Consider the following 11,480-nt stretch of genomic DNA (forward strand, 5'->3'; position numbering starts at 1 on the left):
AACTTGTAATCAGACTGACGAGGTTCTGACGAAGTCCGGCGATTAAGGTGATCACCTTCGCTTTTGGAGCCTGTCCATGACCGTCAAATACTTCGTTGCAAGCCTGATGATCGGCCTCAGTGGTGCCGCTGTCGCCAGCCCGGAACTGCCGCGTCACGCTGACCTCGACCTGAAAACCGCACGGCTGCTCGCTGACAGCGCATTGGCCAACTGCACCGGCACGGTGTCGGTGCTCGACCGGGGCGGCAATCTGTTGGTAACCCTTCGCGGCGACGGCGTCGGTCCGCACAACACCGCCGCCAGCCAACGCAAGGCCTACACCGCGCTGTCGAGCAAAACCGCCACCCGCTTGTTTGCCGAACGCGCTCGCAGCAATCCGGAAACCGCCAACCTCAACACCCTCGACGAGTTGCTGTTACTCGGCGGCGGCATTCCGCTGTTCCTCGGCACGGAACTGGTCGGCGCCATGGGCGTGGCCGGTTCCGGCGGCGGTGAGCAAGACGAAAACTGTGCAATCAAGGCGGCCGAGAAAACCGGTCTGGCCACTACCCGTTCCCAATAAGGAGTTTCATCCATGACGACTTTGCGCATGACCCTCGCTGCGCTCGGCCTGAGCGCTTTTTCAAGTCTGACCCTCGCCGCCGGCAACCCGTTGAGCGTGCACGTGCTCAACCTGGAAAACGGCCTGCCGTCGCCGGGCATCGACGTGACACTGGAGAAACACGTCGGCCAGAACTGGCAGCCCCTGGCTCAAGGCACAACCAATGAACAAGGGCGGATTGCCGAACTGTTCCCGGCCAAACAGCCTTTCGAAGCAGGTGAATACCGGGTGGTGTTCAAGACCGGCGAGTACTTCAAGAAGGTCAAGCACGACACGTTCTTCCCGGAGATTCCGGTGATCTTCGAAGTGAAGCAGACCGATCAGCACTACCACATCCCGCTGCTGCTCAGCCCGTACGGCTTCTCGACCTATCGCGGTTCCTGATCGCCATAAAAATCCCCTGTAGGCTCACTCCTACAGGTTCTGTGCTTTGCCTGAGATGTCACGAAAGCCCGAAACCCTGTGGGAGCCTGGCTTGCCAGCGATGGCGGCCGTTCAGAAAACATCAATGTCGGTTGATGCTCCGCTATCGCTGGCAAGCCAGCTCCCACAAGTTCGTGGTGTCTGGAATGGGTGTTTTTAGATCGTGGCGAGGCTGCGCAATCGCGCAGCGTCGAGGATTTCAATCTCGCCGTACCCGAGCCCGATAATCCCCTGCCCCTGCAGATCCTTGAGAATCTGGTTGGTGGTCTGCCGCGACAGCGACAGCATCGATGCCAATTGCTCCTGCGGCAGTTGCAGCACGCGGCGTGGCGCGTCGAGTTCGCCGTAGCCTTCGGCGATCATCAGCAGTCGATGGGCCAGACGTGCCGGGGCCGGCAGCAGGCTCAGTTGTTCGAGGTTGATGAAGGCCAGACGCAGTTTATGACTCATCAGCAGCGCCAGATGTCGCCAGTACACCGGCTGCTCGTCGAGCAGTTTCAGTAACGTCGGCTGAGGAATATTGAGCAAGGTGCACGGCCCGACCGCGTAGGCGTCATGGGTGCGCGGCTGGCCATCGAACAGGCAGATTTCGCCGAACCAGTGCGGCGCTTCCACCAGACTCAACAACGCCTCTTTGCCCTGCTCACTCACCGCGCCTATACGCACGGCGCCATCGAGCACCGCGTACAAGCCACACGGCGCATCGCCACGCTGGAACAGGCGTTGCCCCGCCGTCAGCCGCCGCTCTCGCGCTGTCGCCAGCAGACTATCCTGAAAGGATGCCGGCAGATGACTGAACCACTGGCCATGCATCAGCCGCGAACGTATTTGCATAAACACTCCTGGACTGTCGCCTGCCTGACAGAGCGAACCCTGATCCCGAGGGATGATGCGATCAACCCTACCGGAGGAACAACAATGAAAAGCCTCGTCGACCATCTCAGTCAATACGCCGCCTACCACCGTGATCCGCGCAACATCGCCAGCCACTTTATCGGCATTCCGCTGATTGTGGTGGCCGTGGCAGTTTTGTTGTCGCGGCCGGAATGGTCGCTGGGCATGTTGTGGCTATCTCCGGCCGTTGTCGTGGCGCTGGCCTCGGCGTGGTTTTATTTGCGGCTGGAAGTGAAGCTGGGGGTCTTGATGACGGTGCTGATGGGGCTATCGGTCTGGGCCGGGCATGCGTTGGCGCAGCAAAGCACCCTGGTCTGGCTAAGCAGTGGCCTGGCGATGTTTGTGATCGGCTGGGTGATCCAGTTTGTCGGGCATCACTATGAAGGACGCAAACCGGCGTTTGTCGATGATTTATCGGGGCTGATTGTCGGGCCGTTGTTTGTCGTCGCCGAGTTGGCGTTCATCCTCGGGATGCGCCATGAATTGAAAGAACAGATCGAAGCGCGGGCGGGGGTGGTGCGAGTCAATCCGAATCGCAAAGCGGCGGCTTAGGCCGCTTAAAAGATCGCAGCCTGCGGCAGCTCCTACATTGGAATGCGTTTCCCTGTAGGAGCTGCCGAAGGCTGCGATCTTTTGATCTTAGAGGTTGGCGACTTTCTGCCAGACCTTCGGCTTGAAGAACAGGGTTTCACCCTTGGCCAGACCGATCAGGCTGTCATGGTCTTTCACCACTTCGGCCTCGATCAGATCCGTCTGCCCTTCCACCTTCAGCGTCACCCGCGTGGTCGCGCCCAACGGGCGAATGTCACGCACCTCAGCCGCATGGTGATCTTCCAGCTCATGTTTGGACAGCGACACTTCATGCGGGCGGAACAGCACGTGGTTGTCGTCGCTCAACAGCAAGCGGTTCGAATCGCCGAGGAAGTGATAAACGAAATCGCTGGCCGGGTTTTCGTAAACGTCGCCCGGTGAGCCGATCTGCTCGATCACACCCTTGTTCATCACCACGATACGGTCGGCGACTTCCATCGCTTCTTCCTGGTCGTGGGTCACGAACACCGAGGTCAGGTTGATGTCTTCGTGCAGTCGTGCGAGCCAGCGGCGCAACTCCTTACGCACCTTGGCATCGAGGGCGCCGAACGGCTCGTCCAGCAGCAGCACTTTCGGCTCCACCGCCAAGGCACGAGCCAATGCGATGCGCTGACGCTGACCACCGGACAACTGCTCCGGGTAGCGATCCGACAACCAGTCCAGTTGCACCATGTTCAGCAGTTCGTGGACCTTGGTCGCGATCTGGCTTTCGCTCGGGCGCTGGTTTTTCGGTTTCATGCGCAGGCCGAATGCGACGTTGTCGAACACGGTCATGTGGCGGAACAAGGCGTAATGCTGGAACACGAAACCGACATTGCGATCACGCACGTCGTGGCCGGAAACGTCTTCACCATGGAACACGATGTTGCCGTTATCCGGGGTTTCCAGGCCGGCGATGATCCGCAGCAGGGTGGTCTTGCCGCAGCCGGACGGGCCGAGCAACGCGACCAGCTCACCGCTGTGAATGTCCAGGCTGATGTTGTCCAGCGCCTTGAACGCGTTGAAATTCTTGCTGACGTTACGCACTTCGATCGACATGAATTATTCCTCCGCGGCGCTGGCGCGCAGGCGGTTGATACGGTTTTCGCTCCACTGCTTGAGCAGCAGGATGAAGAGCGCCAGGATCAGCAACAGGCTCGCCACGGCGAACGCGGCCACGTGGTTGTATTCGTTGTAGAGGATCTCGACGTGCAGCGGCAAGGTGTTGGTCACCCCGCGAATATGCCCGGAGACCACCGACACCGCACCGAACTCGCCCATGGCCCGTGCGGTACACAGCACCACGCCATAGATCAGGCCCCATTTGATGTTGGGCACGGTGACGTGCCAGAACATCTGCCAGCCGTTGGCACCGAGCAGGCGCGCGGCTTCCTCTTCCTGCGTGCCTTGTTCCTGCATCAGCGGGATCAGCTCACGGGCCACAAACGGCACGGTGACGAAGATCGTCGCCAGCACAATGCCCGGCAGGGCGAAGACGATCTGGATGTCGTGATCCTGCAGCCACGGCCCGAACAGGCCTTGTGCGCCGAACATCAACACGTAGACCAGACCGGCGATTACCGGCGACACCGAAAACGGCAGGTCGATCAGCGTCACCAGCATGCTCTTGCCACGGAACGAGTATTTACTCACGCACCACGCGGCGCTGACACCGAACACCAGGTTCAGCGGCACCGAAATCAACACGGCGAACACGGTGAGTTTCAGTGCCGACAGTGCGTCCGGTTCAAAGATCGCGGTGAAAAATGCGCCGAGGCCATTCTTCAAACCCTGCGACACCACGATGAACAATGGCAGCAGCAGAAACAGGAAAAAGATCAGCCAGCCAAGACCGATCAGGATTCTGCGCGAAGTGGCACTGCCACGGCGCGCAGCGTTGGCCGAAGAGGCGGCAGCAATAGACGATTGGGACATGTTCGCGCCTCCTTATGGGGTTTCGATGCGCCGCTGCAGCAAGTTGATCAGCAGCAACAGGACGAAGGAAACCACCAGCATCAGCACGCCGATGGCAGTGGCGCCGGTGTAATCGTATTGGTCGAGTTTGACCATGATCAGCAGCGGCAGGATCTCGGTTTTCATCGGCATGTTGCCGGCGATGAAAATCACCGAACCGTACTCGCCGACGCCACGGGCAAAGGCCAGGGCAAAACCGGTCAGCCAGGCAGGCAGCAACGCGGGAACGAGGATGTGGCGAAACACCTGCCATGGCTTCGCACCGAGGCACGCGGCGGCCTCCTCGACTTCACGGGGAATGTCGGCCAGTACCGGCTGCACCGTGCGCACCACGAACGGCAGGGTCACGAAGGTCAGCGCCAGAGTGATACCGAGTGGGGTGTAAGCGATTTTGAAACCGAGGTCGGCGGCGAACTGGCCGACCAGACCGGCCGGCGCGTACAGCGCGGTCAGCGCAATACCGGCCACCGCAGTCGGCAGGGCGAACGGCAGATCGATCATCGCGTCGATCACCTTGCGCCCGGGGAAGGTGTAGCGCACCAGCACCCACGCCAGCAGCGTGCCGATGATGCCGTTGATGATCGCCGCACACAGCGCAGTGCCGAAGCTCAGCTTCAAAGCGGCCAGCACACGCGGCGCGGAGATGATCGTCCAGAACTGATCCCAGGTGAGTTGGGCGGCGTGGACGAACATCGCCGCCAGCGGGATAAGCACAATCAGGCTGAGGTACACCAAGGTGTAGCCCAGCGTCAGCCCGAAGCCGGGTATGACGGGGGAGATACGACGCGACATAAAAGTCCCTGGTTAAAAACGCATCAATGTGGGAGCGAGCCTGCTCGCGAAGAGGGAGTATCAGTCAACATCCTTGTCGCCTGAAATACCGCCTTCGCGAGCAGGCTCGCTCCCACATGTCATGTGCCCAAACATCAGGCTGGTTAAGGGTGAGATTACTGCGCCTGATAAATCTGGTCGAACACGCCACCATCATTGAAGAATTTCGGCTGCGCGGTTTTCCAGCCGCCGAAGTCCTTGTCGATGGTCACCAGTTCCAGTTTCGGGAACTGCTGGGCATACTTCGCGGCCACGTCCTTGTCACGCGGACGGTAGAAGTTCTTTGCGGCAATCTCCTGACCGGCCGGGCTGTACAGATGTTTCAGGTAGGCTTCGGCGATCTGCGCGTTGCCCTTCTTCTCGGCATTCTTGTCGACCACGGCCACCGGTGGCTCGGCGAGGATCGACAGCGAAGGCACGACGATGTCGAACTTGTCGGCGCCGCCATCTTCTTTCAACGCCAGGAACGCTTCGTTTTCCCAGGCCAGCAGCACGTCGCCCTGACCGTTGTTGACGAAGGTGATGGTCGAACCGCGAGCGCCGGTGTCCAGCACGGGCACGTGTTTGAACAGGGTCTGTACGTATTCTTTGGCTTTGGCTTCATCACCGCCGTTGGCTTTCAGACCGTAGGCCCAAGCGGCGAGGAAGTTCCAGCGCGCACCGCCGGAGGTTTTCGGGTTCGGGGTGATCACCGAGACGTCGTTCTTGACCAGATCGCCCCAGTCCTTGATGCCTTTCGGGTTGCCCTTGCGCACCAGGAACACGATGGTCGAGGTGTACGGGGTGCTGGCGTCCGGCAGACGTTTCTGCCAATCGGCGGGCAGGGTTTTGCCGAGTTTGGCGATTTCGTCGATGTCGCCGGCCAGCGCCAGGGTCACAACGTCGGCGCGCAGACCGTCGATCACTGCGCGGCCCTGCTTGCCCGAACCACCATGGGATTGCTGGATTTTCACGGTGTCGCCGGCGTGATCTTTCTGCCAGAACTTGATGAATTCAGCGTTGTAGTCCTGATACAGCTCGCGCGTCGGGTCATACGAGACGTTGAGCAGTTCGTAATCCTTGGCAACGGCGGAACCGGCAAACACAGCACTGGCCAGTGCGGCCAAAGCGTAACGGCGAATCGACGACATGGTGAAAGCTCCTGGAATTCTGGGTGGTGGCTTTTTTTTATGTATTTCGGGAATCGTGTTGTCGGTTCAAAGATCGCAGCCTTCGACAGCTCCTACGCACAGCCCCCTGTAGGAGCTGCCGCAGGCTGCGATCTTTTAGCCCGGTTGTTTGCCCGGTTGCTGCAACCGGAATTTCTCTTTGCGTTCGATCTGTACGACTTGCGCGTTGTGCACAGTGATCTCCACCGCGCCGAACCGCAGATCGCGCAGGGCGCTCTGGATTTCACGCAAGATGGTGCTTTCGTCCTGACCGTCAACGCTGCGAAGGGATGCGCTCATGGTGCTGCTCCTTGAATGGGATATGCCTGGCAGTGGGCGGCACTGCGTTCGGCGTGGGAGCAATATAAGAGAGGCACATATATTCTTAAAAAGACTATTTAAGAATGTTTATATAACCAGAAAACATTATGTGGCACGGCAAGGGTTTGCGCGTTGGTGGAGCAAAAGATCGCAGCCTTCGGCAGCTCCTACAGGGATCGGTGTAGGAGCTGCCGAAGGCTGCGATCTTTTGATCTTTTAACCAATCACCGGTGTTCTTGCCCAATCAATCTCCTGCGCTTGAACCGGCCGCCCAAACCAATACCCCTGCCCCAGATCACATTCCTGCCCCAGCAAAAACGCCGCCTGCTCAACCTGCTCGATACCCTCGGCGTGCACCTGCATGCCCATGCTCCGCGCAAGCGCGATGATCACCCGGACAATCGCCACGTCATCCTCGTCCCACGGCAACCCGGCGACGAAACCCTGATCGATCTTCAGCTTCTGCACCGGCAGCCGCTTGAGCCGCAGCAATGAGGAATAGCCCGTGCCGAAATCATCGATGGCCAGGCGAATACCCAACTCGCGCAAACGGTGCATCTGCTCCAGCGCCACTTCCGGATCATCCATTACCGCACTTTCAGTGACTTCCAGCTCCAGATACGCCGGATCCAGTCCGGTTTCATGTAGCACCTGCGCCACCTGCTGGTACAACTCGCGCCGGGCAAACAGGCGCGACGACACGTTCACCGCGACAAATGACAGCACCACCCCGGCCTGCTGCCATTGGCACATCTGCCGGCACGCCTGCTGCATCACCCACGCGTCGATATCGGCGATCAACCCGGTGCGTTCGGCAATCGGGATGAATTCCGCCGGCGACACCAGGCCACGCTGCGGGTGCTGCCAGCGAACCAGCGCTTCAACGCCAATCAGGCGACTGGTTTTCAAGTCATGCACCGGTTGGTAGTACACCCGCAGTTCCTGCTGCTCCAGCGCCCGGCGCAGCTCGAATGCAATCTCCACACGTTGCTGGGCGTGGGCGGTGAGTTCTTCGGTATACAAGGCGTAGCCGTTACGCCCGCTACTCTTGGCCTTGAACAGCGCCGCATCGGCATTGCGCAACAGTTGCTCTGCACTCAAGGCGTCACTGGGGAACAGGCTGATGCCGAGGCTGGCGTTGATGAACAGCTGATGGCCATCGATGCAGAACGGCTCCTTTAGCGCATCGTGAATCCGTTGCGCCAGCGCCGCTGCCTGCACCGGCTGTGGACAACTTTCCGCGAGCACCGCGAACTCGTCGCCCCCTAGGCGCGCCAGGGTAATGCCGGGGCCAAACAGCGCTTGCAGGCGCGCCGCCACCGCCTTCAGCAAGCGATCGCCGACGTTATGGCCGAGGCTGTCGTTGATCATTTTGAAATGATCGAGATCGAGCATCAGCAACGCACAGCCGCGCTTGTGGATCTGCGCCGAGGCCAGTGCCTGTTCGGCACGGTCGCTGAACAGCAGGCGATTGGGCAGATCGGTCAGCGGATCGTGGTGCGCAAGGTGTTTGAGCTCGTGTTCGGAATCCTTGATTGCGCTGATGTCGGAAAACACCGCGACGTAATGGCTGAGCCGGCGCTGATCATCATGAATGACCCGGATGGTTTGCCACTGTGGATAAATCTCGCCGCTTTTGCGCCGGTTCCAGATCTCGCCGCTCCATTCGCCCAGCGATTCCAGAGTGGCGAACATCGCTTGATAGAACCCCGGTGGATGATGGCCGGACTTGAACAGGCTCGGCTGCTGCCCGAGGACTTCTTCGCGCTGATAACCGGTGATCTCGATGAACGCGCGATTGACATGCACGATCAGCCCTTGGTGGTTGGTGACCAACACCCCTTCGCGGGTGCAATCGAACACGGCCGCCGCTTGACGCAGGCGTTCGCGATCAGCGTGGCGCTCGCGCAAACGTGCACCAATCCCGAGGAACTCACACAAGCGTGCTCGCGCGAGGAAGATCAGCCCGGCGCTGAGCACCGCAAACACGTAACCATTGATCAGTTGCCATCGGGCAAGATCGACGGAGTTATCGAAGAAATTGTTTAATAAATGATCAGTACCCTGCAGCCAGACAGCGGCAAGCACGAGATAGAGCAGCGCTGCACGCAAGGCATCGCGGTAAGTGGCACGCATTCGGCTGTCCATGTCCCCACAAAAAGGTTGGAATTATAGGTCAAGAAACATCCAGCGACTCTTATCTGAAAGGGCGACTGGTTTTATCTGTGTGCTTGGTGATAATGCAACGGCTGTTTTTATCTTTATCGAGGGCCCTATAGCCTATGTGGTACGAAGGTTTTCTTGGCTTGTCGGCCTGGTCTCTGGTCGCAGTCACCCTGCTGATGACCCACGTGACAATTGTTGCCGTCACGGTCTATCTGCACCGCTACTCGGCCCATCGCTCGCTGGAGCTGAATGCCGGCCTGAAGCACTTTTTCCGTTTCTGGCTGTGGCTGACCACGGCGCAGAACACCCGCGAGTGGACCGCCATCCACCGTAAACATCACGCCAAGTGCGAAACCGAAGACGACCCGCATAGCCCGGTCATCAAAGGTCTTTCCACTGTGCTGCGCACCGGCGCCGAGCTGTATCGCGCCGAAGCGCAGAACCCGGAAACCCTGCGCATCTACGGCAAGAACTGCCCCGAAGACTGGATCGAACGCAACGTCTACAGCCGCTACCCGCTGCTGGGCGTGGCGATCATGGGCGTTATCGACCTGCTGCTGTTCGGCACCATCGGCATCACCATCTGGGCCATCCAGATGATGTGGATCCCGGTGTGGGCTGCTGGCGTGATCAATGGCCTGGGCCATGCGGTCGGCTATCGCAACTTCGAATGCCGCGACGCGGCGACCAATCTGGTGCCATGGGGCATCCTGATCGGCGGCGAAGAACTGCACAACAACCATCACACCTACCCTAATTCGGCCAAGCTTTCGGTGAAAAAGTGGGAGTTCGACCTCGGTTGGGCGTGGATCAAAGTCTTCTGTTTCCTGCGTCTGGCCAAGGTTCAGCGTGTGGCGCCGATCGCCCACCGTGTCGAAGGCAAGGGCAATCTGGACATGGACACCGCCATGGCCATCCTCAACAACCGCTTCCAGATCATGGCCCAGTACCGCAAATTGGTGATCGGCCCGCTGGTCAAGCAAGAGCTGGCCAAGGTTGATCATTCGGTGCGTCACCAGTTCCACCGGGCCAAGCGTCTGCTGTCGCGGGAAACCAGCCTGCTGGAAGATCGTCATCACTTGCGCATCCAGACCATGCTCGAGCACAGCCACGCACTGAAGGTAATTTACGAAAAACGCCTGGCCCTGCAGCAGATCTGGGTCAAGACCAGCGCAAATGGCCACGACATGCTCGCGGCCATCAAAGAGTGGATTCACGAGGCAGAAGCCAGTGGCATCCAGTCCCTGCGCGAATTTGCTGACCAGTTGAAAACCTACTCGCTGCGTCCTGCAGCGGTCTGATGTGGCGAGGGAGCCTGCTCCCGTGCGGCTGCGCAGCAGTCGCAAAACCTGACGACGCGTTTTAACAGCTAAAACGCGTCGCCACTCACCGCCCGGCGGAACCCCGCCATCGCTGGGAACTTCGCTAAAAATCGCCTATCTCAAAGACACTTCGCCATCCCGGCGGGCTGTACTGTGGCCGTTGTCGAATTGCGGCACGTCCTTTGAGATCTGTGCCGATGGTCAACAACAATCAAAAAGACTCATCCTTCCCGCAGTGGCCCGAGGCCGCGCAAACCCTCATGGCGTTGATGCACGCCCAGGGCGAAGTCGCCCGTCTGAGCGAACGTGAGCAGCTGTTCAGCTCCTTGCTGGTCAGCGTCAATGCCGTGCTCTGGGCCTTCAACTGGGAAACCCGGCAGGTGCTGTACGTCAGCCCCGCCTATGAACGGATTTTCGGCCGCTCCGCCGGCCTGCTGCTCGCTGACTATAACCAGTGGCGCGACAGCATCTACCCCGACGACCTCGACTACGCCGAACGCAGCCTCGCCGAAGTGCTGCACAAAGGCGCGGTGGAAAATCGCGAATACCGGATCATCGCCGCCGACGGCCAGGTACGCTGGCTCAGCGACAAATGCTTCATCAACCGTCAGGACGAACCCGGGCAACCGGTGATCATCGTCGGCATCGCCGAAGACATTACTGACAAGAAGCAGATGGAAACCGAGCTGCACCGTCTGGCGACCACCGACGTGCTGACGCAAAGCAGCAATCGTCGGCACTTCTTCGAGTGCGCCAACCGCGCGTTCGAAGAAGCGCGGGTGCAGGGCGCGCAAATGGCCTTTCTGCTGCTGGATATCGATGATTTCAAAATGATCAACGACACCTACGGCCACCCGGAAGGCGATAACGTGCTGCAGCGGATTGCCGAGTGCGGACGCGGCTCGTTACGCCGGGGCGATCTGTTCGGGCGGATTGGCGGCGAAGAGTTTGCGGCGGTGTTTCCCGGTTGTGCCCCGGACATGGCCATGCAAGTGGCTGAACGGCTGCAGCAGGAGATTCAGCGATTGAGCTTCAGCCATGATGGCCAGACATTCGGCATCACCGTCAGTCAGGGCTTGACCTGTCTTACCGAAGCAGACGAGAGCCTCGACAGCCTGTTCGCCCGCGCGGATGGGGCGATGTATGAGGCAAAACGGCAGGGCAAGAATCGGATTATCTCTGCCTGACCCCCGTCCTCCCGCCTCAACACAAACCCACTGTGGGAGCGAG

12 protein-coding genes are annotated in these 11,480 nt (G+C 59.7%); 5 read left to right on the forward strand and 7 right to left on the reverse strand.

Translation table 11 applies throughout. From position 1 onward, the window contains the following. Window positions 1-76: 76 nt before the first annotated feature. Together M9827_RS18205 and uraH are read left to right on the forward strand one after the other, a co-directional pair. A complete protein-coding gene (locus M9827_RS18205; RefSeq protein ID WP_250606473.1) occupies window positions 77-562 on the forward strand; it encodes a GlcG/HbpS family heme-binding protein in 486 nt (161 codons plus the stop codon). Between the two features lie 12 nt (window positions 563-574). Beyond that, the gene (gene uraH / locus M9827_RS18210; protein WP_250606474.1) at window positions 575-985 is read left to right on the forward strand and encodes a hydroxyisourate hydrolase; all 411 of its coding nucleotides are present in this window, start codon (window positions 575-577) and stop codon (window positions 983-985) included. A 195-nt stretch (window positions 986-1,180) separates the two neighbouring features. Here the strand turns inward: uraH and M9827_RS18215 are convergent, their stop codons facing one another. After that, entirely contained in the window at window positions 1,181-1,858 is a 678-nt protein-coding gene (locus M9827_RS18215; protein WP_250606475.1) for a Crp/Fnr family transcriptional regulator, read from the reverse strand. Between the two features lie 84 nt (window positions 1,859-1,942). Between M9827_RS18215 and M9827_RS18220 the strand changes: the two genes are divergently transcribed. After that, window positions 1,943-2,470, forward strand: coding sequence for an Mpo1 family 2-hydroxy fatty acid dioxygenase (locus M9827_RS18220; protein ID WP_250606476.1), 528 nt, complete (start codon window positions 1,943-1,945; stop codon window positions 2,468-2,470). Window positions 2,471-2,557: 87 nt separating this feature from the next. Here the strand turns inward: M9827_RS18220 and M9827_RS18225 are convergent, their stop codons facing one another. The 6 genes from M9827_RS18225 to dibA all read right to left on the reverse strand — a co-directional run bounded on the left by M9827_RS18225 (window position 2,558) and on the right by dibA (window position 8,898). Continuing rightward, a complete protein-coding gene (locus M9827_RS18225) occupies window positions 2,558-3,547 on the reverse strand; it encodes a sulfate/molybdate ABC transporter ATP-binding protein (protein ID WP_110720850.1) in 990 nt (329 codons plus the stop codon). A 3-nt stretch (window positions 3,548-3,550) separates the two neighbouring features. Continuing rightward, window positions 3,551-4,423 carry a sulfate ABC transporter permease subunit CysW gene (cysW, locus tag M9827_RS18230; RefSeq protein ID WP_007917679.1) on the reverse strand — a complete coding sequence of 291 codons (873 nt, stop codon included), beginning with the start codon at window positions 4,421-4,423 and terminating at the stop codon, window positions 3,551-3,553. Between the two features lie 12 nt (window positions 4,424-4,435). After that, window positions 4,436-5,254 carry a sulfate ABC transporter permease subunit CysT gene (cysT, locus tag M9827_RS18235; RefSeq protein WP_007917680.1) on the reverse strand — a complete coding sequence of 273 codons (819 nt, stop codon included), beginning with the start codon at window positions 5,252-5,254 and terminating at the stop codon, window positions 4,436-4,438. 155 nt (window positions 5,255-5,409) lie between these two features. Then, entirely contained in the window at window positions 5,410-6,423 is a 1,014-nt protein-coding gene (locus M9827_RS18240) for a sulfate ABC transporter substrate-binding protein (protein ID WP_250606477.1), read from the reverse strand. A gap of 135 nt (window positions 6,424-6,558) precedes the next feature. Next, window positions 6,559-6,741, reverse strand: a complete 183-nt coding sequence (oscA, locus tag M9827_RS18245; RefSeq protein ID WP_007917682.1) for a sulfur starvation response protein OscA — start codon at window positions 6,739-6,741, stop codon at window positions 6,559-6,561. A gap of 237 nt (window positions 6,742-6,978) precedes the next feature. Then, entirely contained in the window at window positions 6,979-8,898 is a 1,920-nt protein-coding gene (gene dibA / locus M9827_RS18250; RefSeq protein WP_250606478.1) for a phosphodiesterase DibA, read from the reverse strand. Between the two features lie 146 nt (window positions 8,899-9,044). Between dibA and desA the strand changes: the two genes are divergently transcribed. Next, window positions 9,045-10,229 (forward strand): delta-9 fatty acid desaturase DesA, encoded by a 1,185-nt coding sequence (gene desA, locus M9827_RS18255; RefSeq protein WP_250606479.1) that lies wholly within the window; start codon window positions 9,045-9,047, stop codon window positions 10,227-10,229. Between the two features lie 218 nt (window positions 10,230-10,447). Next, complete coding sequence (locus M9827_RS18260; RefSeq protein WP_250606480.1) at window positions 10,448-11,437, forward strand: GGDEF domain-containing protein; 990 nt, start codon at window positions 10,448-10,450, stop codon at window positions 11,435-11,437. The last annotated feature ends 43 nt before the right edge of the window (window positions 11,438-11,480 follow it).

Origin of the sequence: Pseudomonas sp. AKS31 (assembly GCF_023634765.1) — a bacterium.
Lineage (GTDB): Bacteria > Pseudomonadota > Gammaproteobacteria > Pseudomonadales > Pseudomonadaceae > Aquipseudomonas.

Excerpts from the sequence above, each read along its gene's own strand:
- cysW (WP_007917679.1), bottom strand. The coding sequence starts at position 4,423 with ATGTCCCAATCGTCTATTGCTGCCGCCTCTTCGGCCAACGCTGCGCGC.
- M9827_RS18225 (WP_110720850.1), bottom strand. The coding sequence starts at position 3,547 with ATGTCGATCGAAGTGCGTAACGTCAGCAAGAATTTCAACGCGTTCAAG.
- M9827_RS18240 (WP_250606477.1), bottom strand. The coding sequence starts at position 6,423 with ATGTCGTCGATTCGCCGTTACGCTTTGGCCGCACTGGCCAGTGCTGTG.
- M9827_RS18260 (WP_250606480.1), top strand. The coding sequence starts at position 10,448 with ATGGTCAACAACAATCAAAAAGACTCATCCTTCCCGCAGTGGCCCGAG.
- cysT (WP_007917680.1), bottom strand. The coding sequence starts at position 5,254 with ATGTCGCGTCGTATCTCCCCCGTCATACCCGGCTTCGGGCTGACGCTG.
- uraH (WP_250606474.1), top strand. The coding sequence starts at position 575 with ATGACGACTTTGCGCATGACCCTCGCTGCGCTCGGCCTGAGCGCTTTT.
- M9827_RS18220 (WP_250606476.1), top strand. The coding sequence starts at position 1,943 with ATGAAAAGCCTCGTCGACCATCTCAGTCAATACGCCGCCTACCACCGT.
- M9827_RS18215 (WP_250606475.1), bottom strand. The coding sequence starts at position 1,858 with ATGCAAATACGTTCGCGGCTGATGCATGGCCAGTGGTTCAGTCATCTG.
- desA (WP_250606479.1), top strand. The coding sequence starts at position 9,045 with ATGTGGTACGAAGGTTTTCTTGGCTTGTCGGCCTGGTCTCTGGTCGCA.
- dibA (WP_250606478.1), bottom strand. The coding sequence starts at position 8,898 with ATGCGTGCCACTTACCGCGATGCCTTGCGTGCAGCGCTGCTCTATCTC.
- oscA (WP_007917682.1), bottom strand. The coding sequence starts at position 6,741 with ATGAGCGCATCCCTTCGCAGCGTTGACGGTCAGGACGAAAGCACCATC.
- M9827_RS18205 (WP_250606473.1), top strand. The coding sequence starts at position 77 with ATGACCGTCAAATACTTCGTTGCAAGCCTGATGATCGGCCTCAGTGGT.